The organism is Pseudomonas sp. M20 (assembly GCF_045037865.1).
Lineage (GTDB): Bacteria > Pseudomonadota > Gammaproteobacteria > Pseudomonadales > Pseudomonadaceae > Aquipseudomonas.
In genome coordinates, this window is sequence record NZ_CP173611.1 from 2,031,418 (window position 1) to 2,058,101 (window position 26,684).

The 26,684-nt window shown below is 55.7% G+C and carries 19 protein-coding genes; 9 read left to right on the forward strand and 10 right to left on the reverse strand.

What is annotated here, in order from left to right:
* Window positions 1-68 precede the first annotated feature (68 nt).
* Complete coding sequence (locus ACI514_RS09220; protein WP_223271419.1) at window positions 69-1,931, reverse strand: NAD(P)-binding domain-containing protein; 1,863 nt, start codon at window positions 1,929-1,931, stop codon at window positions 69-71.
* A gap of 119 nt (window positions 1,932-2,050) precedes the next feature.
* Here ACI514_RS09220 and ACI514_RS09225 point away from each other — a divergent pair, with 119 nt between their 5' ends.
* On the forward strand, window positions 2,051-2,911 hold the full coding sequence (locus tag ACI514_RS09225; protein WP_056859940.1) for a LysR family transcriptional regulator: 861 nt from the start codon (window positions 2,051-2,053) through the stop codon (window positions 2,909-2,911).
* 1 nt (window position 2,912) lies between these two features.
* Here ACI514_RS09225 and ACI514_RS09230 read toward each other — a convergent pair whose 3' ends face one another.
* Window positions 2,913-4,325, reverse strand: a complete 1,413-nt coding sequence (locus tag ACI514_RS09230; protein WP_223271418.1) for an MFS transporter — start codon at window positions 4,323-4,325, stop codon at window positions 2,913-2,915.
* A gap of 267 nt (window positions 4,326-4,592) precedes the next feature.
* Here ACI514_RS09230 and ACI514_RS09235 point away from each other — a divergent pair, with 267 nt between their 5' ends.
* Both ACI514_RS09235 and ACI514_RS09240 read left to right on the forward strand, forming a co-directional pair.
* The gene (locus ACI514_RS09235) at window positions 4,593-5,351 is read left to right on the forward strand and encodes an SDR family oxidoreductase (RefSeq protein ID WP_056860326.1); all 759 of its coding nucleotides are present in this window, start codon (window positions 4,593-4,595) and stop codon (window positions 5,349-5,351) included.
* Between the two features lie 85 nt (window positions 5,352-5,436).
* Window positions 5,437-5,937, forward strand: coding sequence for a nuclear transport factor 2 family protein (locus ACI514_RS09240; RefSeq protein ID WP_056860327.1), 501 nt, complete (start codon window positions 5,437-5,439; stop codon window positions 5,935-5,937).
* Between the two features lie 60 nt (window positions 5,938-5,997).
* Here ACI514_RS09240 and ACI514_RS09245 read toward each other — a convergent pair whose 3' ends face one another.
* A complete protein-coding gene (locus ACI514_RS09245; protein WP_405123590.1) occupies window positions 5,998-7,392 on the reverse strand; it encodes a heavy metal sensor histidine kinase in 1,395 nt (464 codons plus the stop codon).
* Entirely contained in the window at window positions 7,365-8,060 is a 696-nt protein-coding gene (locus ACI514_RS09250) for a heavy metal response regulator transcription factor (protein WP_056859943.1), read from the reverse strand. The genes ACI514_RS09245 and ACI514_RS09250 overlap by 28 nt, the downstream gene beginning before the upstream one ends.
* 215 nt (window positions 8,061-8,275) lie before the next feature.
* Here ACI514_RS09250 and ACI514_RS09255 point away from each other — a divergent pair, with 215 nt between their 5' ends.
* From ACI514_RS09255 to ACI514_RS09270, 4 genes are all read left to right on the forward strand, one after another.
* A complete protein-coding gene (locus ACI514_RS09255; protein WP_056859944.1) occupies window positions 8,276-8,887 on the forward strand; it encodes a hypothetical protein in 612 nt (203 codons plus the stop codon).
* Window positions 8,888-8,958: 71 nt separating this feature from the next.
* Complete coding sequence (locus ACI514_RS09260) at window positions 8,959-9,582, forward strand: cytochrome b/b6 domain-containing protein (RefSeq protein WP_056859945.1); 624 nt, start codon at window positions 8,959-8,961, stop codon at window positions 9,580-9,582.
* Window positions 9,575-10,345 (forward strand): molybdopterin-dependent oxidoreductase, encoded by a 771-nt coding sequence (locus ACI514_RS09265; protein ID WP_056859946.1) that lies wholly within the window; start codon window positions 9,575-9,577, stop codon window positions 10,343-10,345. Before ACI514_RS09260 ends, ACI514_RS09265 begins: the two co-directional genes overlap by 8 nt.
* 951 nt (window positions 10,346-11,296) lie before the next feature.
* Window positions 11,297-11,689, forward strand: coding sequence for a RidA family protein (locus ACI514_RS09270; protein ID WP_056860328.1), 393 nt, complete (start codon window positions 11,297-11,299; stop codon window positions 11,687-11,689).
* 154 nt (window positions 11,690-11,843) lie between these two features.
* Here ACI514_RS09270 and ACI514_RS09275 read toward each other — a convergent pair whose 3' ends face one another.
* Both ACI514_RS09275 and ACI514_RS09280 read right to left on the reverse strand, forming a co-directional pair.
* A complete protein-coding gene (locus tag ACI514_RS09275) occupies window positions 11,844-12,785 on the reverse strand; it encodes an AraC family transcriptional regulator (protein ID WP_056859947.1) in 942 nt (313 codons plus the stop codon).
* 26 nt (window positions 12,786-12,811) lie between these two features.
* Complete coding sequence (locus ACI514_RS09280) at window positions 12,812-13,645, reverse strand: oxidoreductase (protein WP_058426034.1); 834 nt, start codon at window positions 13,643-13,645, stop codon at window positions 12,812-12,814.
* Window positions 13,646-14,518: 873 nt separating this feature from the next.
* Here ACI514_RS09280 and ACI514_RS09285 point away from each other — a divergent pair.
* Window positions 14,519-14,743: a hypothetical protein gene (locus tag ACI514_RS09285; protein WP_405123591.1), complete on the forward strand. Its 225-nt coding sequence runs from the start codon at window positions 14,519-14,521 to the stop codon at window positions 14,741-14,743.
* Between the two features lie 214 nt (window positions 14,744-14,957).
* On the forward strand, window positions 14,958-18,707 hold the full coding sequence (locus ACI514_RS09290; protein ID WP_405123592.1) for a hypothetical protein: 3,750 nt from the start codon (window positions 14,958-14,960) through the stop codon (window positions 18,705-18,707).
* A 355-nt stretch (window positions 18,708-19,062) separates the two neighbouring features.
* Here ACI514_RS09290 and ACI514_RS09295 read toward each other — a convergent pair whose 3' ends face one another.
* From ACI514_RS09295 to ACI514_RS09310, 4 genes are all read right to left on the reverse strand, one after another.
* Complete coding sequence (locus ACI514_RS09295) at window positions 19,063-21,729, reverse strand: AAA family ATPase (RefSeq protein ID WP_405123593.1); 2,667 nt, start codon at window positions 21,727-21,729, stop codon at window positions 19,063-19,065.
* Between the two features lie 218 nt (window positions 21,730-21,947).
* Window positions 21,948-23,819, reverse strand: a complete 1,872-nt coding sequence (locus ACI514_RS09300) for a hypothetical protein (RefSeq protein WP_405123594.1) — start codon at window positions 23,817-23,819, stop codon at window positions 21,948-21,950.
* 91 nt (window positions 23,820-23,910) lie between these two features.
* Window positions 23,911-25,854 (reverse strand): hypothetical protein, encoded by a 1,944-nt coding sequence (locus ACI514_RS09305; RefSeq protein ID WP_405123595.1) that lies wholly within the window; start codon window positions 25,852-25,854, stop codon window positions 23,911-23,913.
* The gene (locus ACI514_RS09310; protein WP_137211811.1) at window positions 25,851-26,501 is read right to left on the reverse strand and encodes a hypothetical protein; all 651 of its coding nucleotides are present in this window, start codon (window positions 26,499-26,501) and stop codon (window positions 25,851-25,853) included. The genes ACI514_RS09305 and ACI514_RS09310 overlap by 4 nt, the downstream gene beginning before the upstream one ends.
* Window positions 26,502-26,684 lie beyond the last annotated feature (183 nt).

A 26,684-nucleotide genomic window follows, 5' to 3' on the forward strand; every position in this document is an offset into this window, starting at 1 on the left:
TTCTAAGGGGCTTGTCTGTACCCTTCCTTGGTCCTTCCATGATTGGACGGAGAACCTGAGCAGGCGCTTTACGCGGGATCGGGCATGTTCAACGATTCCTCCAGCCACTGCATGACTACCTTGAAAGCCGAGTCTGAATTGCGTTCATAGATCAATCCGTGGCCGTTGCCGTGAATACCCAGTGCCGGTAGATCCAGGTGGTGAATGTTGGCACCGGCATTTCGCAGGAAAGGGACAATGCTGGATGCGTAAGAAGCAAACGCTGATGTCTCACCTGTCATCAGCGCTACCGGAACGCCCTGCAATCCGGGAATTTTCAGGGTTGATGGTTCTGCTGTGCGGACTTGCTCCGCCGTCTCGCGAGGCGGATCAAAGGTCAAAGGGGCGGCGGTCAGTCCCCATTCGAGGCTGCCTATACCCGGCGTATGGCCAAATACCGGCCCCATAGGCTCCACTGCCACAATCCCTGCGATCAGGTCGGGTCGACGATCGGCGACCAACCAGCCACTGGGCCCGGAAGCGGAATGCGTAACGATGATGGCCTTACCGATTCTGTCGAGCAGTTCGGCCAGTCGGTCCGCGTCCAGGGTCTGCGAGGCCGCAAGGTCAGCCGGCATGGGGCCGTAAGCTGCAATGAAGGCGTCAAACGCTGCTTCGTCATCCGACTCAAACGGCCACTGCGTTTCTCCACCTCCCTCTGGAAAGTAAACTTCGCGGGCGCGTTCATAGGAGAACGCTGGCCCCATCGGTCCCATGATGTCGGGGTGATACGGCGATCGCCCGTGGCCGGGTCTGTCGACGCGAAAGACTACGAAGCCCGCTTCGAGGAACCGCTGCGCCCATCCCGGGCGACCATCGGGTGTATCCAGCCATTCGGTGCCCTGCAGCGTGCCGCCGTGCACCAGCACCACGGGATAGGCTTGAGTGATGTGCTCAGGGGATTCCCAGGCTACGTACATCGGACCCTTCTGGAAATTTTTACCGTTCTGGGTAACACGGGCGCCGGTCACCCAGAAGTTGCCACGCCGCGTACGTTTTATCGGTGCGCTTCGCCAGGGTTGCTGGGCATGATCGGCTGATTGGGTAAGTGTCTGCGTAGCGAAGACCGACCAGTCCTTGTGCCCGTCTCCCCGGGCAACTGCCGACGTCATTTTCGATCGCACTGCATCCGCAGCAGGCAGTTCCAGGTCCTTGAGACGGCCCGCATCAATAGCCAGATTTATATCCTTGAGGCCAAGAGACAGTTTGAAACCCGGTTCAAAGCTGTTGTTGGCGATGTTCTGCCCATACCGTTGATAACTGGGGCAGGCGAACAGGGTCTGGGTCATGAGGTTGACGAAAATCGAAGGGGTCAGTCCGTGGCGTTGAACGAGTCCGCTTGCTTCGCCCAGCGACTGGATGGCTTGAGTGATCATCATGTTGCCGGCGATTTTCGCGATACACGCGTGTTCAGGCTGATCGCCCAGATACCAGGTTTTTTTCCCGAGCAGGTCAAACAGCGGTTGAACCGTCGAGACAGCTAGCTGCGATCCGGCCGCCAGGATGTTCAACTCGCCGCTCGCGGCCACGGCGGGCACGCCGAAAACCGGTGCCGCGACCAATGCCATGCCGATTGCATCATGCATGCCCTGCAACTCGACCATGAGTGAAGGCGACAAAGTCGACATCACGACATGCACGCAGGCCTTGTCTGCATTTTCCAGAGCAGCGCTGGACAGCAGCACTTCCCTGACGGCGGCATCATCGGCCAGCAGGCTGATGACGACCTCTTGCTGAAAGGCCGAGGACGGGGATTCGAGAACGCTTACTCCTTCGAGATCCATAATCGCAGCGTGACTACGGTTCCATGCCGATACGTGATGGCCGGCCCGGATGAGCAACGGAATGATCGCTCTGGTCATGCTTCCCACACCGATAAAGCCAATCTTCATTTGCAGTCCCTCGGTTGGTGTTTCGACGAAGGTGTATGCAGAGAAGTATGTCGAGCCTGGGATTGCTACGGCACTGCCATTACTGCACTCTCACTGTTCATTTTTGTACGGGGTAGAGTATGGACTGGAGTGATGTGCGGATCTTTCTCGCGATTGCCCGCAGTGGGTCATTGGGCGCTGCTGCCAAGCTGTTGGGTGTTAGCCATCCGACCGTGGGGCGGCGCTTGCAGGTGCTTGAGCAGTCCAGTGGCCAGCCCATTTTCCTGCGTACCACCCAAGGTTTGGTACTGACCGACAGCGGAGAGAAGCTGCTCAGCCTAGCGCAGGAAATGGAGCAGAGTGCGTTGGCCATCGAAAGGCGCCTGGCGGGCGACAGCGCCCAGCCAGAAGGTGTGTTGCGCATTTCTTGCGCTGACTGGTTTGCCTGTTATGTGCTGGCCCCCGTCCTCAGTGAACTGGGGCGACGTTACCCTCTGATTGTGCCTGAGGTTATCGCCGGGCATCGATTGTTTGACCTGGCTCGTCGCGACGCCGATATCGCGTTTCGAATCGTCCCTTTCACCGAACCCGATATTGTTCACCGCAAGCTGATCTCCCTGAGCTATGGGTTATACACGGCCGTCGGATCTGCTGATCCCGAGCCACAGGGCGAGGGGGTTGGTTTGATTACCATGAGTGTTGCCCAGTCTCATTATCCCGATGTGCAGTGGCTGCAGCAGCGTTACCCTCTGGCGCGTACCTTGTTCACCAGTAGCAGCCGCACAGTCCAGGCGCAAATGTGCACGCAGGGGCAGGGCGTTGCCGTATTGCCCCGCGCCTTGGGTGACCAATTAACGGCGCTGCGGTTGATTGATCCGCACGAGCCGCCACCGGGTCGCGACATATGGATGGGCTACCACCAGGACATGCGCCAGATGGACAGCCTTCGTGCTCTTGCCGATCTTGCTTCCATCATGATCGGCAATCAGGCATGCGGTTGACTCACTCTGCTGGGTGCATGGCCGCCGTTTGCGGATCAGTAGCAGGTTGGCGCGTCAGGGTAAGGCTCAATCCCGCGCCTACCGCCAGGCATGCTGCGATGCAGAGTATGGAGACGGTGAAAGCGTGGGTGATGGCAGCCGCGTCCGTATCCGTGCCTAGAAGGGTGTAGAAAATGCCGCCTATTATTGCCACGCTCAGTGACGTGCTGATTTGCAGGGTGGAGCTGGTAATGCCTGCAATCATGCCGGAGTATGCGGGTGCCACACGTCCTGTGATCATGCGCATCAATGTCGGAAGGGCTAATCCTTGTCCGAAACCGATCAGAAACAGAATGACGGCAAGGGGCAGCGCAGCGGGGCTGGCGGACATCGGCGTGTGCGCCACGAGCCAGGCCAAGAGCACAAATCCCAACACTTCAAGCCCCATTCCGACGGGATTGACGTATGCCCCCAGAAAACGCCTGAACTGAGGGGTGGAAAGCGGTCCCAGCAAAAATCCCGCGCCGAAAGGAAGGAAGACGAGGCCTGCATTGAGTGGGCTCGTGTGCAGCGCTCCCTGTAGATAAATGGAAAGCAGCAGGAAAAACACGCCGATCGCGTAAAAGGTGAGGGCGACGAGCAGTGCCCGGGCAAGACCGGGCGCGCGCAGTGCGGCAGGATTCAGCAACGGAGCACCTTGCGCTTGATGCAGGCGGGCTTCGTAGCGCCAGAACAGCCAGGCCAGCAGCGGCACCGCTGCAAGCGACAGCCAGGCCCACAAAGGCCAACCCGATTCACGCCCCTCGATCAGAGGAATGATCAGAGCCGCAAGCGTCACCATCGACAATAGCGTTCCGCCCAGATCCAGCTTGCTTGTCTGTGGTGCGTGGGTTTCCTTGACCACTGGAATGGCGACAAGGATGACCAGTAACGCAATCGGTAAATTCACCAGAAATATCGCCCGCCAGCCCAGGTTCATCAGGTTGAGCGATATCAATATTCCGCCAAGTGCCTGGCCGACTACCGAAGCCAGACCAAAGACCGCGCCATACAGGCTCAGTGCCAAGGGCTTTTCGGAGTCGGGGAATATCGCCTGCACTGATGCGAGTGCCTGAGGTGCCATGATGGCTGCCGTCACGCCTTGCAGCGAACGTCCGGCGATCAACACCCAGGGTGACTCGGCTACACCGCAGATCAGTGAGGCAACGGCAAAGCCAACCAGACCAACGAAGAACATTCTCATGCGGCCATAGATGTCACCCAGCCGTCCACCGGTAATCAGTGTCACGGCATAAAGCGCCGCATACGAGGAGATGATCAACTGTTCGGCGGAGGAGGCCGTGCCTAGCGATTGCTGAATTGAAGGCAGCGCTACGTTGACGATGAAAAAATCCAGCGGCGGTAAAAATGCACCGACCAACAAGATGGTGAACATCAACCAACGCCGCGGTTCCGGGGGGGCGACTTTTGTCTTAGGCATAAGGTCTCCTTCCTGGAACCCTTCGGTTCCAGAATATTCTCGATTGCAGGTCATGCTCTGAATCAGCTGACTCCAATCTAAACGATCAAACCTTCCCTTACGCCTCACATAAATGAACGGCCAATGTTCATTTATGGCAGTGCCGCTCAGCCCCTGACTCCTCTCAAAATGGCCGCACTGTGGTTCCAGTCGAGCCACACAATCGAGACTGAGGAGTCAGATATGTCAGGCAAATTCGCTAATCAGGTTGCAGTCGTCACCGGGGCATCCACAGGGATCGGGTTTGCAATTGCGCAAGGTTTGATTGCCGAGGGAGCCAAGCGTGTTTACATCACGGGTCGTTCTGCAGCCACGCTGGAGGCGGCGGTGGCGAAGCTAGGCGACAGAGTCGTAGCGGTCATTTCCGATGTCGCCAGCCAGGCTGATCTCGATAAACTCAAAGCTACAATTGAGGCGCGCGACGATCAGCTGGACTCAGTGTTTGCCAACGCGGGTATTTGCGAAAAGAACCCGCTGGGCGAGACCACCGAGGCGGCTTATTTCAACATGTTCGACATTAACGTGAAGGGGGTTTTTTTTACCGTTCAAACGTTGATGCCATTGTTGAAAAACGGTGCGTCGATCGTGTTGACGGCCTCTATCTGTTCCAGCAATGGGATGGAAGGACTGAGCCTCTACAACGCATCCAAGGCCGCAGTACGGTCCTTCGCCAGGACTTGGGCCAACGAACTCAAAGGTCGCAAGATTCGAGCGAATGTCCTGAGCCCTGGCTTCACCCGCACGCCTCTGATGGATAACGGCTTGAAGATGAGCGAGAGCGACATTGCCGCGCTGCGCCAACACGTCGAGCAGATCACTCCGCTGGGGTATATGGCCCAACCTGAAGAAATCGCCTCGTCGGCGCTGTTCCTTGCATCTGCCGATGCGAAATATGTCAACGGTGTGGAGCTGATGGTCGACGGCGGCCTGTCGCAGATCTGAACACGTGCTCAACCGTAGCGCAGCCCTCGCGGAGGGCTGCCTTCGTCGCTTATGCGAAGCCTCAGCAGGAAACCCCATCATGAACATGGAACAACTGACCGCCCGACTGGACGCCCTGGAAAGTCGCGCCGCCATCGAGTCGCTGATAAACGCCTACGCCAATGCCTTCGACCGCATCGACGCCTCGCTCCTGAGCGGTATCTGGCACGAAGAATCAACACTGGATCTACCGGGTTTTGGCCAAGCCGGAAACCGTGACGAAATCCTCGCGATGGCGCAAAACAGCTGGCGCCAGATGCCACATATGCATCACTGGATGGCCAACCCGCTGATCGATATTAAGGGTGACAGCGCGGTGGGTACGGTGGCTGCGGATTGCCTGTTTCACGACATTGAAAAAGGCCCGGTGCAAGTCAGCGGGCTGTACCACGACAGGTTTGAACGTCGGGACGGAAGATGGGCGTTCTTGTCACGTCGTTTTGAACTGCACTTTCTTACACCTTTGAAGGACTGGGTACCCGTTGCTGGCGAAGAAAAGTATGCGCCGGTCGAGCACCAGAGCCTGGGCAAGCCCTCAGACAGTTGACCTGCGCGCATGAGTTTCAGTTGGGGGCAGCGAACGACAAGCACTGTCCGCCGACGTCGTTCAAGCTCCAGGGAATGACAGCGAAAAACAGATAACCCCGGGCTTTGGCTGTTCGACACGCACGTGACCTTCATGCAGTTGCATGATTGCCACGACGATGGCGAGGCCAAGGCCGTAGGAGTCAGAGTTCTGGTGGCGAGACGCATCGCCGCGGTAAAAGCGGTCGAAGAGTTTGCCCACGGTTTCATCACTCAGCACAGGCCCTTGGTTCTTCACTTCAATGCGGGCTCCGCCGGGGGTTTCCATCACCCGGATCTGAATCTCGGTGCCCTCGTAGGCATAGCGAACGGCGTTTGCCACCAGGTTGCTCAAGGCTCTGCGCAGCAGCAAAGGGTCAGCGAGCACGTTTCCATCGCCTGTTATCTGTACGGTCATTCGCCGCTCTTCAGCCAAGCCTTCAAAATAGTCGGCAATGCGCTGCGATTCGTCATGCAGCGATAGTTGCTGGCGCTCCACCAGTGCGTGCGCTTCATCGGCGCGCGCAAGGAACAGAATGCTTTCGACGATGCGCGAGATCCGTTCGAGCTCTTCAAGGTTCGAAGCGATCAGTGCCTGATAGTCATCCTCGCTGCGGCGCTGGCGAAGGGCGACCTGGCAATGCCCCATCAGCGACCCCACCGGCGTGCGGATTTCATGGGCAAGGTCAGCGGAAAATTGCGTCAATCGTTGATAACCCCGGGCAAGACGATCGAGCATCGCGTTATAGGCGTCACTCAGCTGTTGCAGTTCAACCGGCGTATCGGAGCTGTCCATACGGCTGTGCAGACGCTCGGGTGTTATCGCTGCCGCATGCGCGGCCATCTTGCGTAACGGACGCAGCCCTCGACGCAGTACCAGGTAACCCAGCAACGCGGTGGCCAGAAACGCAAGGGCAACGGCCAGGTAGATACGTTCGCGATACGCCGCGAGCATAGCCATTTCCTTGCCCATGAGGTGCGCGGCGGTCAGGCGCACTTCACGTCCCCCCGACGTCGTGACGACGGAGGCGGCGCGCAGCATTGTTCCCGAGTCGGTCACGCCGCTACGCAGGTCACTGACGCTCAGCTTTGTATCCTGGCCGATCACGGGCAGTTCAGGCAACGTGACGTTCAGTGGATTTACCTGGATTACCGGTTGCTGTCCGGGCTCTTCAATGATGAAGATGTCGTCTTCGCTGTCGAGCATGTTCTTGAAAATCTGCGGGCTGTCGCGCAGCTTTTCGATGGCGAGATCGTAGTGCAGCAGCTTGCGAAAATGTTCCAGGCGGCCCATGACCGCATGATCGCTGTACACCAATACCGAGGCTTTCATCGTCTGATACAGATAAACGCCTGCACCGGCCACGGCCAGCATCGCTACCATGGAAAACGCCACGGTCGATCGCAGGGTCAGAGAGGGTTGGCGTCGGGACCGCATGGCCTCACCTCGCAGACATAGCCGATACCGCGAATGGTATGGATCAGCTTGATAGGGTAGGGCTGATCGACCTTGCTGCGCAGGCGCTTGACCGCTACGTCCACCACGTTGGTATCGCTGTCAAAATTCATGTCCCAGACTTCCGAAGCGATCTGTGTCCTGGACAGCACATCGCCTGCCCGGCGCAGAAATAGATGCAGCAGGGCGAACTCCTTGTTGGTCAGCACGATCACCTGCTGCTGGCGTGTAACGCGGCGCCGGACCAGATCCAGCTCGAGGTCGGCGAGGTGGAAATGGTCGGCTTCGCGCACGACACCACGACGCAAGATGGTGCGGATGCGTAACAGCAGTTCAGTAAACGAAAAAGGTTTGACCAAGTAGTCATCGGCGCCCAGTTCCAGGCCGCGAATGCGGTCCTGCAACTGGTCGCGCGCGGTCAGGAACAGCACGGGGACGTCTTGTCTGGCGCGCAAAAGCTCGATGATCTGAAACCCGTCAATCCCGGGCAACATCACGTCCAGCACGATCAGATCGTAGGTCGTATGCAAGGCCATGTGCAGGCCGTCGGCGCCGTGCTGGGTCCAGTCGACGTTGTAACCGGACTCGCCGAGCCCCTTTTTGAGGTACTCACCTGTTTTGGTGTCATCTTCGATTAGCAGGATATGCATCGTGAGGCGCGCTCGGGTCTCTTCATGACAGGATTCAGCCCGCGACATCGGTATCTCGGCTGTGCAGTGTAACGGGATGAGCGGGCGCAGTCGGTTACATTTCTGTCATTCATGGGCAGGGCTGACGAATGACAAAAATGTCATTCGGCGGTCATCGTGACGTCCCGGTCTGCGGTCGAGGATGGCGGCACATCACCCCATGAGGAATCGTCACCATGCAACTAAAAAACGCCTTGTCTACCACATTCGGTTTGTTGATGCTCAGTGCTGCCGTCATTGCTACCGCGGCTGACATGCCGGTGATCAAACCGCTGCGTGGCACGGTGGAAAGCGTCAGCAACAATACGCTGACATTCACTGTCCGCTCCGGCGCCCAGCAGACTATCGGACTGACTGACAAGACCGGTATCAACCGGGTATCGAAGGCCAATATCGAATCGATCAAATCCGACAGCTTCATTGGCTCGGCGGCCATCCCGCAGGCCAACGGAACATTGAAGGCGCTGGAGGTGACGGTTTTTGACGCCAGCCTGAAGGGCAGCGGCGAAGGTCATTATGGCTGGCAGAACGCGGATGGCAGCACAGGCACCATGACCAACGGTACAGTGGGGAAACTGTCCAAAGCTGACGGCCGCACATTGACCGTCAACTACAAGGGTGGCGAGAAACAAATCGTCGTACCGGACGATGTGCCAATTGCCTACGTCGAGCCAGGCAAAGCCGATGAACTGGTCAAAGGTACGAAAATTGTCGTGTTCCCCGCCGCAGATGGAACCACCGCGCGCGGCATTGCAGTTGGCAAGGATGGCTTCCAGCCACCGATGTAATCACCTGAAAAGGCAGGGGCGCTGCCGCTTGGCAACGCTCCGCTACATGGCTGGTTTCGAGGGGGAAACACGTGAGACAGAAAAAGCTTCATCCCTGGCCGGTTCGCCTCACCCACTGGCTCAACGCCGCCTGCATGGTCTGCATGTTCATGAGCGGTTGGGCCATTTACAACGCCTCGCCACTGTTCGGCTTCAGGTTTCCAGTGTCGGTAACCGTGGGCGGGTGGTTGGGTGGGGCGCTGGCCTGGCACTTTGCATTCATGTGGCTGCTGCTGATCAACGGCGCAATCTATGTGCTGTATGGCGTCGTCAGTCGCCATTTCAAACGTGAGTTGCTGCCCATTGGGCTTGTCGCATTGAAGCGTGATTTTACGGACGCTTTGCGCTTCCGGCTCGTGCATGAAAAGGGTGTCTATAACGCTGTGCAGCGCCTGATGTACTGGATGGTGCTGGCAGCAGGCGCACTCGTCGTCATTTCGGGTGTGGCGATCTGGAAACCCATTCAACTTCAAGAGCTGGTCGCGCTACTGGGCGGCTATGACGTCGCTCGCTACGTACATTTTGCGGCGATGGCGGTAATTGCTGCATTCGTCGTGATTCATCTTGGGTTGGTAATGCTGGTACCCAAAACCCTGCTGCCAATGATTTCAGGTGGGGTGCGGTCGCTTGATATCAGGAGAAATGGCCATGACTGAATCCAGAAAAGGAACTGTTCAGCGCGTCAGGCTTGAACCTGCGCAACAGCTTGAGTTGGAGAATATCCAGCGCCGGCATTTCCTTCGTGCCGGCTTGACCGTGGGTGCGATGTCGATGCTGACCGGCTGCAACCTGCAGGACGGCGATCAGGTTGACAAGGTCCTTTGGGCCATGTCGCGCTGGAACGATAGGGTCCAGGCATGGCTGTTCAGCGGACAGAAACTGGCGCCGACCTTCACCCGCGCGCAGATCACTACGCCATTTCCGTTCAACGCATTCTATGGCCAGGACGATATCCCTGAAGTGGACCTCGCCAGTTACTCGCTCGCCGTCTCCGGCCGGGTCAGGGACAAGGCTCCATGGACACTCGAAAGCTTGCGCAAACTGCCGCAACGTAGCGATATCACCCGTTTGATCTGTGTTGAAGGTTGGAGCGCCATAGGACAATGGGGAGGTGTACCGCTCAAAACCTTTCTGGAACACATCGGTGCCGATACCACAGCGAAATTCGTCGGTTTCAAATGTGCTGATCGCTATTACTCCAGTCTGGACATGCCGACGGCCTTGCACCCACAGACACTGCTGGCGCTGGATTACGCTGATGTCGCGTTGCCGCCCGAGTACGGCTATCCGCTGCGGGTTCGAGTACCCACCAAATTGGGCTTCAAAAACCCCAAGCATGTTGTCGAGATTTTCGTGAGCAACGACAACCCGGGCGGGTATTGGGAAGACCAGGGATACAACTGGTTCAGCGGGATCTGATGGCGCAAAAACTGAACAGCCACGCCAGGAATGCTGGCGAGACTCATGACACCAGACCTGATATGAGGCGTCCCCATGACCTATATATCTGCGGTACCGCCAGCTTCATCACTGTTACCGACTTCAGAAAACAAGAAGCGGGCAACGACCCATAGTGCAGATTTCCAATCCCAATTGCAGGCTCAGTCCAGATCACCTGTGCAGGAGCCGGATACAACCCGCGCTCATCTGTTATCGGAATCGACCACAAACCTGTCATGCCGGCCGGAGATGCGAGCGCTGCTTCAATTGTTGCCATGGCGAAGGAACGCCGACGGTTCTTTCAGCAGACCGGGCCGATCAGTGCCAGGTACGCGAGCCAGTGGCTTGGATATTGCGGACTTCAACTTCCCTGATCGAAACATTCTGGATAGCAGTGAGATTATCAAACACACCTGCGGAAATGAGGAGGGTAGACGGCCCTACTCAAAGTCCTTTGATGAGCGAATCGTGTGTACTTTCAATGGCGAGGAAAGCGAATTCTCTTCTGATGTGATCTGCAAAGAGGGATTGAATGCGTTCGCTACCGCAGTGGCTCTTTCCCCGATAACCCTCACCTGGTTACCGATTGAGATTGTTAGAGCACCGCTACGGTCGCCTGGCGTACGGATTTTTCGCCGTCGCAAGTCCTCTTCAGTCGAGAGCCACCTTCTCGACAAGTCAATTTCAGAGTAAGGGCGTTAAACGGGCGGATCTCGATAGCTCTTTCGCCGCGGGGCTAGTATTTCTATCGAGAAAGCAGCTACGCCAATGCGCGTCTTTATTTATTAGTGGTCTGTCGTTCGCTTACTGGCCGGGGTTTCTAGAGTGGCGAATGCGGTTTTATGAGGCTGAGTCCCAGTGACCCGATTGGACGCCGTTCTGGCACGTGAGTTAGCTTTCGTATCCGTTTATATTTTGGGCTCCACAACCATGACTGATCGTCAGATCATTGTTCCAGATGGCATGAGATTGCTCTGCGAGCATGCTGGTTATGCACCAGCTGTAAAGGTAGGAAAGACTCTTTACTGCGCTGGTCAGGTAGGCCGGACGCCGGAATTATCAGTTATCGAAGACCCAGAGCAGCAGTTTTTGGCAGCTTGGGACAATCTCCGGCTCGTCTTGGAAGCCGGCGGGTGCGAATTTGAAGATGTCGTCGAAATGACAACTTATCACGTCGATATGCACCGCCACATGCCAATTTTTAGACGCGTGAAGGATAAAGTCTTTCCTCGGAGTACTTGTGCATGGACATGCATAGGTGTCGGTGAACTGGCTCGCCCCGGCCTTCTCGTGGAGATCAAATGCATCGCCGTAGAGCGATAGCTTTTCTGATAGGCCCCTGAATATACAAATCCTGGATGGGTGTTTATCTATGCGGCAGCAGATGTGACACTTCGCTCGCCCGTTGTGTCGGCAGGCACGCCATCCGCACGTTCCCACGCCTACTGGCGACGGGCAAGACAGGATTGTTTGAAACTCAGTGTGATGACACGAAGGGCGACGGGGTTGTCGGTGCCGGCAACGTATAAGCCTGCTTCATCCGCGCCACCTCCGCTATTGGCGTGCGTCCGAAGAGGCGCTTGAAATCGCGGCTAAATTGCGAAGCACTTTCATAACCCACCAGAAATGCCGACTTGGCCGCTGTCAGGTCGTTACGCAGCATCAGTAATCGCGCTTGATGCAACCGCGTCGACTTGAGGTACTGCATAGGCGAGGAATCGGTCACCTTGCGAAAATGCAGATGAAAGTTAGGCACGCTCATCTGCGCTTCCTGGGCGAGGATTTCTACATCCAGATGCTCGTGGTAACAGCGGTGGATTTTGTGAATGGCGCGCGTCACCTTGCCGAACTGACCCTGCTGGGCGATAGCCGCGCGTAGGGTACCGCCTTGTTCGCCAGTGAGAATGCGGTAGTAGAGTTCGCGCAACATCGCTGGTCCGAGGATTTGCGCGTCGGTGCAGTCGCCCATGACTTCCAGAAAACGCAGGGTCGACTGGCGCAGCGGTTCGTCCATGGGCGAGGCGTACATACCCATAGGCTGAGCCACGCGGATGTTCCATACCTCATCTACCTGCTGAATCAGCTCGCCGGCCAGATTGAAATCCAGACGTATGTACACCGCCAGCATTGGCTCCGCCTCGCTAGCGTCGGTCTCCATTGTAAAAGGCACTGGCACTGACACCACCAGATAATGCTGGGCGTCATAGATGTAAATTTCATCACCCAGATAGCCGCGTTTCTGCCCCTGACAGAGGATGACGATGCCCGGCTCATATAGAACCGGGGTGCGCTTCAGCGGCCGGTTGGAACGCAGAAAACGCACATCATCCAGCGGACTCAGGTTGTAACCCTCCAGCGGTGCAAGCTGGCCCATCAACTGCACCATACGCGCAGTGCTCGGGTCCTTGGATTTCGGCATCGATTGTACGTTCTCCACTTTTATGCTCAGCCGTCCGTGGAACAGCTCAGCGCTTCCCATTGCTCAATACTCTCCGCCGTCCGCTGCAGCTTGTCACGCACCAGAGCCAGGGCGTCGCTGCCCAGCAGCAGTTGAGCCGGCGGATTAGGGCTGGTGATAATAGTCATCATGGCGCGTGCGGCTTTCTGCGGGTCGCCCAGTTGAAGGCCGCTTTTTTCCTCACGGGCTTTTCGCACCGGGTCGAAAGTCGCATCGTAGTCACTGATGCTGCGCGGCGTACGCTGCATCGAACGACCTGCCCAGTCCGTTCGGAAAGACCCCGGCGCCACGGCCGTTACAAAAATATTGAAGGGCGCAAGCTCTTTGTTCAACGTATCAGAGATGCCCTCCAGGGCAAATTTGCTGCCGCAGTAGTAAGCAATACCTGGCATGGTGATATAGCCACCCATGGACGTGATATTGAGGATACGTCCCGCCCGCCGCTGGCGAAAAAAGGGCACAAACGCCTTGGTCATCGCCACCGCGCCGAATACATTGACGTCGAACTGACGGCGCATTTCCTCCAGCGACGACTCCTCGAAAACCCCTTCGTGGCCATAACCCGCGTTGTTAACCAGCACGTCCACCGGGCCATACTGACCCTCAATAGCGGCGACGACGGCGTCGATGGCATTAAAGTGGGTAACGTCCAGCACCACGCCATGGGCTCTCTCAGGCAAGAGCGCCTGGAACGTTGCCAGAGAGGATTCGCTGCGAACAGTGCCGATCACTCGATGGCCCTGAGCGAGAGCTTCCTTAGCCAGGGCCTGGCCAAAGCCGCTACTAACGCCCGTGATAAAAATGGTTTTTTCTGCACGCATGGGGCGCACTCCTGAATATATAAGGTCAGGCTATGCTAGGGCGGAGAGTGGCTGGGAACTATGCCTGATTCGATTTTAGTATTGCCTGATTCTATCGGAGTGCTCGGTGAGCAACCTGAAATCTGCTGGCAAAAAACGAGGCCAAAGGAAGAAAAACGACGGGCTTATTTACCTGCTCTAATGTCTGCTTCGTGTCGCAAGTCGTTTTTCGGTAACGCTGATGTGCATGCGGTCTGGCCGAAGGTGTCGCACCTGCGCTCCAAGGTTTTCGCATTGGCAGTAAAGGCTGCGCGCGCAGTTAATCGCCGAACAGATCGAACATCAGGTGCCTGAACCATTTATTGACGGGGCGCGGTTGTATTTGCTGGGCCAGAATAAATTGATGGCGATTTCGGTGAGGCAACGGGACTGGCGGGCTTGCAAATGAATGGATCTCCATGCCCATGAAAAGCCAGAAATGCTCAGCTAAACAGCCTGCCAGACGAAGCCTAAAGGCTCTCAGGGGCGCCAAAAAACATTTTGACTGGGCTCTAGCGCAGTATTTTCAGGTCGGAAAAACTAAAGTATGCCCCCAGTTTTGCCCCCAGTTGCGCGGGGCACGCGGGCGATCGCGATTGGCGATTTCTGAGGCGTAGCAGGGTGGTCGCTGATGGCTTTCAGTGTATGTCAGGCTCGACTTGTAGGGGAGGTGCCCGGCCGTTGGTGATCAAGTCTTTCGAGGAAGCTTACAGACTCATTACACGGCCTTCGAGATCTTAACATCACCGCCATTCCCTTCGGTTTCGCTGTGGTGAGGATGCTGCGGCGCGCACTCTATGCCGGAAGGTCAGGCATCGAGGCCTGGCATATCGCGCTGCCCCGGTGGCATGCGCGGTGTCCATCGGCTTTGCATTGGCGCTGCCTTCTTCAGTGCTGATCATGGCGGCTTTTCGCGATCGCTTGCGCGGCCTGCTTTTCTTCGCTGGAGTCGTTCTGGCGATTACCCAGCAGATTGCTGCCGGGCAGGGCCGCCGAGGCGGGTATCGGTTTGATCGCGGCGTTGGGGGCATCATCCCGTTTCTTGCAGCACTATCTAATCGGCTGGGTCAAAGACCGTAGTGGCTTATTCGAACCGGCTTTCCTGAGCGTTGGCGTTGTCATACTGGTTGGGACAGCGCCGGTGATGCTCTTGGATAGAAATCCATCACTGAGTGTAAACAAACGGGCAACATGAAGATTCGTTCATCTAACTGCGCGCATAAAATTCAAATGCGCCCCTTAAGCTAGAGTGGTAGCGTGACCGGCTATTTCCAGTCGCGCAAGGAAGCATGGGGTGAATACCGCTCGTCTCATTCAAGATCTCGAGAAGAAACTCGATTTTTACGAACATCCGGACCGGGGCGGCCCCGACGTCATCACACCCCTGCATGGCTATCTCGCTGAGTTGCTGGCGGCCGGCACTATTTTTCCTCGCGTGCTGAACCGCGACACGGTGCTCGATCTTTTGCAAGAGCAGGCGACTTGGTTGCATTACGAGGACTGGCAAGCGTTGAAAGACCCTGTGCCGCTGGCAGAGCTTGAACAGCAGCGTGTGGTGACCTTTAAAAGTGGGCTGCTGGAGGTGGTCAGACCGATTCCCGTCGCCGACGACATGCCGCAAAAGCTGAGGCAACAGCTTGCGACAGTGGCTTCTCTTTATGACATCAAACACGGTGGCGAAGGCTGGGTGGCGCCGCATGTGCGGGTCGATGAGTGCTGTGTCACCGAAGTGGGCTACCTGCAAGCATGCCACAAGTTGTCTGCGTCATACGGTGGTTACAAGATCTCCTTTGAGGACGAAGATCTTGTCGGGGTCGGCACGCTGCTTTGGGAGCAGTTGAGGGCGTCAAGGGCGGACCAGGAGGTGGCATTCAAGGAATGGTGGTTGAAAATGGTGCTGGCTTACAGGCGGCCGTATGTTTTTCACCTGAAGTTCCGCTCTGCGCAGTTACGCGAGGACTTCCTAGCGGGTGCATTTCATTACGTGATGGCTGATGACTCCCTACATGACAGTTGGGAAGAATGTGCGGCCGATATCGCGTTGTCCGAGAATCGAATGAATGCGATCGTGCGACCTGCACGGCGGGATTCAGATGAGGTGCGTACCGGCTTCGTTGCGAGCGAGCAGGAGCCCTATTGCTCAGCACTGGATCTGTCCCAACTGGACGACGTGATCGAGCACTATCGGCGCCTGCGGAACGAGCGCGTTTTTGATTGTTTCCAGTGGTGGAAAGAGGCGAGGAACTATTACGACTACGAGACGACCCATCATCTCGTGGCAGGCATAGTGAAGTACGAATGCGAAGAGGGTGTAGGGCGAGACAGTTCTCCTTACACGCACCTTTTGTTGCAGCACTCGGCGCAGGCGCCGCATCTGGCAGAAATCCTGTTCAGGAAAATCCAATCTTCACGTTATGCGTGCCTGCTGCTGCGCGACAGGGCCACCAGTCATATCGGATTGATCAAGATCCATGAGTGGCTGCACCGTGCCGCTCAGCGGTTGTCGGAACGCTATGACTACGACTGGGCTTGGCAGCAATTGGTGTTCGCCCAAGCCCTGGAGCTGTATACCATCACCAATGATGCGCCGACTGATACCGAGTCGGCCAGAGACACTGTGCTGGCGATTGCCGAGGTTTTCGCCTGGATGGCGGCGCGTGAGACCGAATCTCATGCCGAGGGCAAGGAGTTGCTACCGGACTTGAAGCAGGCAGTCGAGCGTATGGAGTATCGTAGTCCTGAAGACGGCAGAGCCTCGCTCCTGTTTAAAGACCACTGCCTCCTGGCTGCTGATTTTCTGATCGCCAGGCGCAAGCGGCTGAGGGGGCGATATGACGAGCTACCGGTTGCTGAATGGATGTTTTCGTTCTGGTGCATCGAGGCGTTGTCAGAGGGATACAAAGGCATCGATGCGCGAAAAATAGCGGGTGTCGAACACGTTGCCACGTTATTGGCAACGGACTACTTGAGGCATCTAAAACAGTGCTTCACCAGCGTGCATATCGGCATAGATGACGGTCAAGTGTTCGACAGCTTTGACTGGAGTGGGCTGCTGCGCTGTTGCAATGAGCGCCTGCGCCGCAGAGTGATTCATGCCTTTGATGATCTACTCGCACATGACACTGAGGCCACTGAAGAAAGTCACAGGGGGTTATTTGGCGCGGTAAGGACTCATTTGCGCTTTCTGCTACGGCTTGTCGCTGATACTGAACCAAAATGTAAGAAAGATGTGTTCGACGCCTTGCTGAGCTTGATTCAGGATTTTGGATTTGCCGTAGATCGCTTAGCTGGGGTATTTGAAGTCTTCAACGATAGCGTCGGCCACAGCAAGGTTCAGCTGTGGGCGCGGGTGTGCCAGGCAAGCAACGTGTTCACGATGGATGATTTCAAGAAGTTCCTCTGCGTACTGCAGTCGGGGCCAACGCCCCTTGGCGGATGGCTTGAGCTGTATGAGGCGACGCGATCGTCTGCAAGGAGGTCGCGTATTCTAGAGCAGTTGGCCACGCTGGACTTCGATGCTGAAAGGATTGTCTGGATTCCAGAGATATCCCGGGTGGCCGTGATGGCGGCCAACGCCGGCCAGTTAAAGCTTGCACAGCGTCTGGTGAAGTATGGCGCTTCCTGTAAACGCAGCCATTCTTCTGTTTCATTTGAGCCGTTGGACGAGTTGATTGCGCTTAAAGCGATTGCCGACGATGCGGCCCTCAACGATAAGGAACGGATTGCCAAGCTGGACGCGTTCCTCGACGACGCTAGGGATATCAGTGATGAGGTCTCTCGGTATGCCCGGCAGTTAATGGCGAACTGTTATTTGAGGGTCGATGCCCAGCGGGCGTTCTACCTGTTTGACACCCTGCTGAAGGAGCGGCGTCAGATCACCTACGCGACGGGAAGGCTCAAGGCGAGTCGTGCCCTCGCAGAGCGAGAGGGGGTGAACAAGGTAGGTAGCGAGAGCTGGCAACGCTATGAACAGTGGCGCGAGGTCTATCGTGCTGTTGAGTCGCAGCACGTGGGTGTCTTGGATTTCGAGGAGGCACTGTGGCTTCTGTTGGAATGCAAGCAGTGGCAAGAGTTTGATCGTATCTGGTGTGAAGTGCCAGAGCGCTATCTGCTCTCTTGCGAGCTCATGCACGTCCGTTGCGCGTACCTCCAAAAACAAGAGCGGGTTGAGGAGGCACTGACGTATTTGCATGAGGTCGAAAAGTTGCATCTCGAATTACCTGCCGAGCAGAAGCAGGCATTCGAAGAGCTGGTAAGGGATCTCAGGAAGAACAACGTCTTGCGCTTGAAGCGCTCTCCTTATGTGATTGACCTGTACATTAAGCCCAATCACACGCACGCGAGGGTCATGTGGCAGGAAATCCGCGCATTGTCACCGCACGAGAAAAGCCTGGTGTTTGGTCAGGCAGAGCAGGGCGATACGTTGGAAGCTTTCCTTGCAAACAACCTGTACGGCGTGGCCCAGGAGCTTCTGACGCGAAAGAACAACTTGTACCGCCCAAGTGACGGTAACGCACCGATGTCGATAGACCACGAAAACATGATCAATGACTGGTTGACTTCGCTGCTGTGCCATCGCTTGGATTACCTGAGCTGGACGGTGAAAGACCAAGCGAGGGTGGGCAGTTCTGCCTCAAAAAAAGGGGTAGGGGAAATTGATGGTGGCATCTACGTAGGCACGAATTGCATTTCGATTGTCGAGGCTTTCCACCTGCGCAGCTTAGGACGCAATACGTTCGAGGACCATCTCGACAAGGTTGCAGGGTACAATTCGTTGGGGGTTTCCTCTATTGCCATTGTCGTCTACTCGACCGGCGACTTCCGACGTCTGTGCTCTGAATACGAGCGATGGGTCAATGAAACCATTTATGCCGGTTTCGACAGCCAGGGCACGCTCACGCTCGATAAAGAGCACCCCCATTTGAGAGGCTACCGGGAGACGCGGCCGGTGAACGGCTCGGCTGTCCATATTTACCACTATCTTCTGGATCTTCGTCTGGACCCGGCTGACGACAGCCATGAAGCGCCTGCCGCTACCCCATAGTGGTGAGCGCCTGGGGCCGGTCATTCCTTCTGGAAAGAGAGGGGGTGGCCCCGAGGCAGCGCCACAAGGGCAGCATTCTTTACGTTTTATTAATGCCCGGCTTTACGCCGGGCGCGGATATTAGCGCCGTTTTTTCCTGCCCCCACCGCACTCGAGAGTGACGAGACGCTAGCCGTGAGCCAGACCGCAACCGTTGCAAACCACATACGCATGTGGAACGGCTACATTACTTTCAGTTCGCAAACCGAAACGCCGGTGACACAAGTGACCACCCCCCCTGTAGCTTCATATGATCCAATGGCGTAGCGTTATTTGAAGGCCACGCGATTTTCGCGAAGCTCGCTGAGTACCCCACTTACTTTTTTGGCCTTAGGTTGATTGCATCCAGCGTCTCGAGGATCTGAACTACAGTCTCAATCACTTCGGCGTCGAAGTCGTCGCGATCCGCTTCCTCGTGGGTCCCTTTGTTTAAGTAAGTCCATACAAGGTTGTTCGAGGGTATCCCGAGGATCGTGTCGTATGCGGCTAATAATGGGGCCTTGCTCTCATGGTTGAATGTCGTGGCATCTTTGAGTTTCCTTGCAAGGGCCTCGCAGAGGTTGCGCAAGCTTGGTTCTGCACCGACTCCAGGGAGAAGCAAGCTGATCAGTCCTAGGTCGTAACTGCCAAGCCAGCGCCATGCTTTCTCTGACAACATTTCGAGCGCCTGGCGCGCCGAAGCCAACGCCTCTCGATTCTCCAGATTGTCCTTGGCCTCTCTTGCTTTGACGATGTAATTCTTGGTCGGGACGTTATTTCGGACCCTGGGGCGGTAGTCGCCGGTATGGTGTCGGAGCAGATAGACTACACAGTCGCCTCGCTGCTTTTGCGGTAGGTGTTGCTGGATGTCCTTGATGAACTCGTTGCTGTGGCACGTAACGATAAGTTGCATATCCGAGAAGTTGTCATTCTCGAAAATTGCCTCCCTGATTCCGCCGCGGTGATCGTGGTCAATCGCATTGATGGCATCGTCGAAGACGACCAAGGGGCTTTCGATACTCTTTGCCTTTGCCAATAGGATTGCCAAGCCAAGGCAGCGGACGTGCCCCTCACTTAGGACGTGCAAGGCGTCGACTCGCCCCCCAGGATTACCTCGGAAGGTGATCTCGATCTTTCCGTCGCCGGTTACAGGTAAATGCAGTTGCTCAAGTTTATCGACGTCGTGGTCATTTCGATTGAACTCGTTGTAGAGGTTCATGGCCGACTCGTTGAGGCCGGCGATAAGGGTACCGGGCAACTGCTCTCGATATTCTCTGAGTTTTCGTAGGAACAAGTCGTAGGCGACCTTGATCGGCTGATCTCGGGCGATGTCTTGTCCTTCCTTTTCAGCGTCATCAATCAATTGGGCGTTTGCTTCATCGAAGGCGGCAATTCTGGCTTTCGCTTCAGCAACATTGCCGAGAGACTGCTGTCGTTTCTGATCTTGGGTATGGACCAAGAGCTGGAGTTCGATGAGGCGATCTCGTTCTTCGATTCTCATTTGTCGGTCTTGAAGCGCGAGTCGCGATGTGGCGTCTTGCTTCTCGATGCGGACAGCGAGGGAGAGAAGGTCTGTAAGTCCTGATCCCTCTGGATGACCTTCAGCCTGAATCGGATAGAGACTCATCCACCAAGAGCCTGAGGGTTCTATTTCTAGACCAGAGAGGTAACGGCCAAGAGGGGTATCCATCTCCAGCTGGGAAGCAATGAATTTTCCCATGTCTGCAAGTTGCTGGCGTAAAGCACGTGAAGCAACTGCCATATTTGCCTTGGTGCTCTTCAGGCTTTCTTGAAGCTCGCCAAGGTCTTTTAATTTCTCCAGGCCCGCTCGCGATTTCTCGTAAGGATTGGTTACGACATGAGATGGGCCTTCAAGTGGTGTATCGCATGCCGGGCAATGGTCACCCTCAGTTTCCTGAAGCGCGATCACCGACGTGTACAGATCCTTGAACGATACTTGAGCGCTACGCTCTTCAAGTACACCTGATATTTTCTCGGCCTGTTCATGCCACCGGTGAGCCTCTTCAAAGGCTGTTAGCAGACCTGCAGACGTCAACCCTATGACTGCTGGAGGGATTGAGTTCAGGATGTTATTCAACTCGTGAAGCCGGCCTGGGGCTTCCTCGCTGCCAATCAGTCGCTTGAGCTCAACGTAACTGGTTTCTGTGAAGTAGCGATGGCCCAGTTCCATTTCTTCCGTCGCCAAATCTGCAAGAGATTGAGCCACGGCCTCAACCGTCGCCTGGTCATTCGCGAGTGCTCTGCGGCGCTCTGTCAAGACAGTCTCGTTCTTTGCCTCCAGAACGAGCTGACTGTCAATGCTCTCATTAAAATGGCTTACAAATTCATTGAACTGCTCCATACCAAACAACGTCGCGATGAGCTCAGTGCGCTGACCGGCTGGTCTTGCTGCAATCCTGGAGAAGGAGTCAATACGGTTCTTTTCAATGAAACAAAATCGAAAAGTATCGGGGTTCGAGACAACATCCACTTCTCGATTCTGGTGGTCTGTTGCTTTCAAGACTGGAGCAGAAAATTGTCCCGCGTGAAGATTTTTGAGATAGGTTTTGGCGTCGATACGCTTGTTTTCAGCTTCTTCGACCGCACCTAGTAACCCGTACTCCAATCCTTCACAAAAACTGGTCTTGCCACTGCCATTTGGGCCATAGAACAAGACGATCCGCTTCTGAAGGTCGAATGGCTCCGGAGTGCGGAAGCCTCTAAATGGCCCCAACGTTAGATGCCGGAGCCGCTTCCAGGGCCATGCGCCGTCGGCGGCCGCTGCTGGGGCTGCAGGGGGTGCATCCGATGTATGCGCCAATGCCGGCCGGAGCAGGCCTTCTAAATAGATAGAACGCTGGCTGCGATGACGTGAAGTAGCCGCCAGAGCATCGAAGTTCGCCAACGCCAGATTGGCCAGACGTCGCACATCTGGGGGAGCTATCTCATCATGTTGGTGAAGCCATGCTACAAATCGTTCGAAGTCCTGTTTGGCGGATGCCATATCTATCCTCATTTAGCTAATCAAGGTACGGTTTTTCCTTCAACTCTGAAGGTGCGTCAAACTCAGACCGAGCCTAACGCCAAGACTACGTTGTGTCGGATATCTTTGTTTTGAACGGTTTGAAAAGGTCGTCTTTTCCTACCCTGAGCATCCGCCACGAGCCGACACCTATCAGGTATACATCGCGAAACAGGCTGCAGCGAAGTCGTCCCCATGCGTTATTGGTCGACCTTTTTTTTCCTGGGTTTTGGAGTCTTCGATGACATCGAGGACGGCGATATGAGATTGCCGGGCACTCTGAAAATAATCAGATGACGCGCGATACTGCTGCCTGTTGGCAGCACGGCGTCGTACCAGATGCATTCCTCCAGGCTTGGTGGCGGCCCTGTGCGGTCTGCAATCTCCAGCACACCTAAAAAGCCGAGCTTGACGTTTGTGTTTTGATAGCTGGCTGCCTGATTGCAGTAAGCTCTCGCAGCAGTACGATCCAAATGTCCATGATGGCGCTTCAATTCGATGACGAATCTATGGCCACCGAATCCGGTATAGAGGTCCGCTCGGCCTGTCGCAACGCCTTCTACCTCGTCAAGGACTTCACCATGGCGAAAGTTTCCAGATAACCATTGCCAAAGGTCTTGCTGAAGTTGGAACTCCGTTGCATCTCGGTCACGTAAATAGTCGCCGCGGTGACGCAACTCTTTGGTTCCCCCATCTTGACGAGTTTTACAAAAGAGGATGATCTGAGCCAAAAGCTCATTGAAATGGAATCGGACCTCCCCTGAATAGTCCAGACAGGACGCGAGATTAGATGTGGCTTCCTGAAGTAGGCGCTGTACCACAGGGTTGCTGAAATCGTGAGAGGGATCGTAACGGTCCTTCAGCGTCGTTTCTAAACGGTGTAATAAGTCGGAAGCCCAGTCGGACGGAAGCTCGGGGATTCCGAGTAGCCGCTCCAGAATAGGATAATTCGTGTTAGGCGAACGCTTTCCCAAAGGAGCCCCGTTGACCTCCATTTGCGTGATGCAGGCACGAAGAGCACGTCCTGTCTCCTTGTATTTCGGTTCCCAGTCCGGCTCATCGAGCAGCTCCTCAAGAAGCGCTAACTGCCCCCTTTCTCGTACGAAACTCGCTTCTATTTTGGGGCGCAGAAGCTGGCCAAGTCCGCCTCGTGTTTCGAAGGTGCGGTCAGCGTCAAAGACCGCCAGCAGATTCTCGATGATCGCGCTCGCTTTTAGCCAGCTTGGACGCGTCAAATCGTTGCAAGCCTGCTGCACCGACCTCATCAATCGTACCCATTGAATTTCACGGTCAGCCCGTGGGAGCAGCCAGTCCGGAAGGTGCTGTTTATCTAGAACCAAAGCGCGGTCTTGAACGGCTCTGGTAAGAGCCTCTGCACGTCCGTTTATGAACGCCGGCTCTGCATCCGCATGGAATCCTCTAATGATATCGATGACTGCTGTATAAGCGGCGGCATCGGCCCGGTCTTCGTCCACTGCCTGGGCGTCGCGCAAAAGTATTCTTGCGACTTCGAGGTGCTGGTCAATTTCTGTGAGGGATCCGGCATCCAAAGCTTTCGAGAGGTTCACCAGTGCAAGTTCAAAGGCTGCTTCCCCCTCTGCGCCGTCAATTTTGCGCAGTACGTTCAAAGCATTGATCAAGTCAGATTCTTGCCAAGTGCTAAATGCAGCACCTGCTAGCTTTGCCGCATGCTGTGCATACAGGCTGTTGATGTCTGGTTTGATGCAGGCCAGGATCTTGAGCGGAATGAATCTGGTGATACAGGAGACAAAGGAAAGGCGGAAGAGCGCCTCAAGCGCGTAGGCGGCTATTAGTGCCTGTTTATCAGTATTCTGAGATTCGATGCGTCGTTCCAGTGTTGCGGCAAGTCGACCACTGATTCGCTGACGCAGAGGAAGATCGCAGATTACGATATCTGCCGCAGCGCGAATTGCGCAAGGATCCTGGCACTTCGCAAAACCTTCGAGCAGCAGGCTGTCCATCTCTATCGCCTCATCAGGCAGCGCGCAGCCTGCAAGTTCTGCGATTACATCAAGGAACGGTGATGCCACGAGCGACTGGGCTTGCGCCATTAGGTCTGCTATCCCTCCCAATGAGGCAATCGTCAGCGGCCTCGCTGATTGTAGATGTCGTTCTATAACCTCTAACAGGCAAGTCTGCTCATTACCAGGCATAGCCGCCTTCCGGCGCCACTCGGCATTGGTTCTCTCCGAGGGCATTGAGTACAGCGGGCGCATTCGCGCTCGCAATGAAGATCTGCAGCCCCTGTGTTTCATTGGCGACCCGCCGAAGCTCGGTCAGGAGCTTGGCGAGGTCTCCCTCGCTTGTTTCCTCGGATCCGGGGGAGTCGATGATCAATAGACCTGGGTGACGCCCGACCCCCAGGCTCTGGCCAACGCGCAGTAATGCGATGGCCGTCGCAATGCGTAACCTGAGACGTTCACCTGGAGTCAGCTTACTAAAGGGTGACTTCTGATTACCTTTGCCGACAGTCATTCTTGCATCCGAGCCAAGCTCAATGGACTCGAGTCCTAGCGCACCAAACTCATTTGCCAGTCTAAGGATCTCCTGGTTGAGTTTAACCATCAGATCAACCTTGCCTTCATCAAAGGCTTTTCTCGCCTCTTTTAAAGCAAAATCAATCAACCCAGCGTCCTCGGGCGGCTTAGGTGCCAGAAGGGGAGTGGTGTGTGCTTGGAGTTCGCCCTCTAGGCGCGCTACGAGAATTTCGGCAGCTCGCTGCTGCTGATAACTCATACTCTTGCTTGCGTCGGTTAGTGCTTGCTGGGCAAGAAAGAGTTGATGGGCCACGGACTTGGTCTTGGACTCAATATCCTGGTGGATCGTCTTCGCAATTTGATAGGCGGCTTGCGAAGCGGCTGCCTGCGTCTCTGCTGCGCTCAGCATCTCGGAGCTATCGTCTTGCTCGTCTACGCTAATGGGCTCTGAGCACAGCGAGCAACTCTGCTCGACGCTTTCTCGCTTGATCCGTGCCTGCGGTACTGCTTTCTCGCAACGAGGGCAGCAGCTAGGCTGCAACCCAGTGAAGAAGGCAGTAGTGACTAGATTCTCTCGCAGGTCTCGGAGTGCTCGCTGGTCGCCATCTGATGCGCTTCTAAGCGCGGCTAACTCCGCCGCTGCATGGGCTTTTGCCTGTTCGAGCTGCAGCGTCTGAGTGGTTAGCTCCCTCGTGTTTTTAGTCAACTTATCTAGGGATTCTGCAGTAATACCTGTGCTATTTAGAGAGGTGAGATCTCGACGGGCCTGCTCAAGCTGGACTGATATTCGGACTCTTGATTCTGTTGACTGATGATTTTGAGCGGTGTGAGTTCGGTTGGCATACGCCAGTTGCTGCTCGATTTCCTTCTTGGCAGTGCCTGCTTGCATCACAGTGCTCGCCCACGGCAAGCCGATATACAGTTGGAGCATGCGCGCGGGTAGTCCCGCCATCAGCACGTCGCCCAACAGAGCCTTGTGGTCCCCGCCAAAGTAAAGCGCTCCGGATAATGCTGGCCAACCATGGGAGACGGTACTACCGCCTTCAATACTATCCTTGCGGGATGGTATTGACTGAAGATCAAAGGCGCTCATCATGAAGCGCGACATCGCTGCAGCAAAACCTCCATCGCTGCTAAACCGGTCAATGGTATCAGTGACTCCATTAGGTCGGATGACTTTGAGCACCCCATTGGGCCTTTTATCATTGACATCGAACTCAATGATGTGGGGGCGATCATCAAGATTGAAGCTGAGCTGCACCCATGAAAGCCAGCTGCGGACATCCTCCTGCAGGCCTTTCACCTCACCACGTAAACACCAAAGGATGATCTCGAGAACGCTCGATTTGCCCACGAGATTAGACTTTCCAAGACTTCCGTGACTGGTGACGGCCCATACGCCAGGGCTTAAGTCTGTCCAGCTAAAATCGATAGCACCTTCGATCTTCCCGACTTTCTGCCCCTTGAATGCAATACCCGTCACGCTTAACTTGGGTGTTGGCCTTACGGGCCGATCTACGTAAACACCACGCTGTTGAAGACGCGATTCAGCGTCCGCTACTGACAACCCGGCGTCATTGGCGACTGATTCAAGCCAACTCATGGTCATGCGGCATTTCCTTGCAAAAGAGCTTCCAAACGTTGACGTACACGATCCGTAATCGGCGCAATGATGTGCTTGAGTGCGGTGTCGGCGTACTCAGCCTGAAGATACTGGCGGTCCTTCAGTGCCTTGCCTCCCGCGCCGCCGGCTATCCGGGCTACCACGCAGGCTCTATCTCTGTACCAGTTGATCTCTTCAGACATCCCCGACAGTTCGTTCATGGCTTCTCTACCTTTGAGCGTCAATAGGTAGATATGCTCTTGCACCTTACCGGGAGATCCTTGACGTTTGATCTTGATGAACTCGGCAGCGCGCAGAATCGATAATGCGTTGTCCAGCGGTTCAAAGGCGCCGAAGCGATAGCGGATCATCGGAACACGACGCAGGTCGGGCTCTCGGGAATCGAGTATCTGTTGCGCCAGAGCTAATGACGCCGGATCACCTCCTGCTTCAAACTCGGTGAGCAATTCGTTGGCAAGATAGTCTGGATTTCGCATCCAGAAATCTAGGGCTTGAAGTCGGGACTGAGCGCGCAGCACTGCTGCAATTTCGCTCCCCCACGAGTCATCGGTGACCTCTGTGGACCCAGCGTCAATGCAAGCAAGCAGTCGTACAGCGCTCTGGCGATCGCTGGCTACGTGAATAGAACTCAACGGACGGTGCCTCCCTATTACGCCAGGCGCGTCAATGCGCAGATGAAATCTTGGCTAAGGTATACTCATGGATGGCACATTAGCATCAATCTGTGGGGATTTGTCAGGATGGGAAGAATGAACGGTGGTTTTGGAATTGGTGCACTCTGTAACCAGCGCTAAAGTTCGTTCCGCGTGATCTTG

Bases quoted from the DNA above. Each gene is read 5' to 3' on its own strand.
- ACI514_RS09250 (WP_056859943.1), bottom strand. From the start codon at position 8,060: ATGCATATCCTGCTAATCGAAGATGACACCAAAACAGGTGAGTACCTC.
- ACI514_RS09265 (WP_056859946.1), top strand. From the start codon at position 9,575: ATGACTGAATCCAGAAAAGGAACTGTTCAGCGCGTCAGGCTTGAACCT.
- ACI514_RS09225 (WP_056859940.1), top strand. From the start codon at position 2,051: ATGGACTGGAGTGATGTGCGGATCTTTCTCGCGATTGCCCGCAGTGGG.
- ACI514_RS09245 (WP_405123590.1), bottom strand. From the start codon at position 7,392: ATGCGGTCCCGACGCCAACCCTCTCTGACCCTGCGATCGACCGTGGCG.
- ACI514_RS09275 (WP_056859947.1), bottom strand. From the start codon at position 12,785: ATGCCGAAATCCAAGGACCCGAGCACTGCGCGTATGGTGCAGTTGATG.
- ACI514_RS09235 (WP_056860326.1), top strand. From the start codon at position 4,593: ATGTCAGGCAAATTCGCTAATCAGGTTGCAGTCGTCACCGGGGCATCC.
- ACI514_RS09280 (WP_058426034.1), bottom strand. From the start codon at position 13,645: ATGCGTGCAGAAAAAACCATTTTTATCACGGGCGTTAGTAGCGGCTTT.
- ACI514_RS09300 (WP_405123594.1), bottom strand. From the start codon at position 23,819: ATGGCGCAAGCCCAGTCGCTCGTGGCATCACCGTTCCTTGATGTAATC.
- ACI514_RS09270 (WP_056860328.1), top strand. From the start codon at position 11,297: ATGACTGATCGTCAGATCATTGTTCCAGATGGCATGAGATTGCTCTGC.
- ACI514_RS09255 (WP_056859944.1), top strand. From the start codon at position 8,276: ATGCAACTAAAAAACGCCTTGTCTACCACATTCGGTTTGTTGATGCTC.
- ACI514_RS09240 (WP_056860327.1), top strand. From the start codon at position 5,437: ATGGAACAACTGACCGCCCGACTGGACGCCCTGGAAAGTCGCGCCGCC.
- ACI514_RS09220 (WP_223271419.1), bottom strand. From the start codon at position 1,931: ATGAAGATTGGCTTTATCGGTGTGGGAAGCATGACCAGAGCGATCATT.
- ACI514_RS09295 (WP_405123593.1), bottom strand. From the start codon at position 21,729: ATGGCATCCGCCAAACAGGACTTCGAACGATTTGTAGCATGGCTTCAC.
- ACI514_RS09230 (WP_223271418.1), bottom strand. From the start codon at position 4,325: ATGTTCACCATCTTGTTGGTCGGTGCATTTTTACCGCCGCTGGATTTT.
- ACI514_RS09305 (WP_405123595.1), bottom strand. From the start codon at position 25,854: ATGACCATGAGTTGGCTTGAATCAGTCGCCAATGACGCCGGGTTGTCA.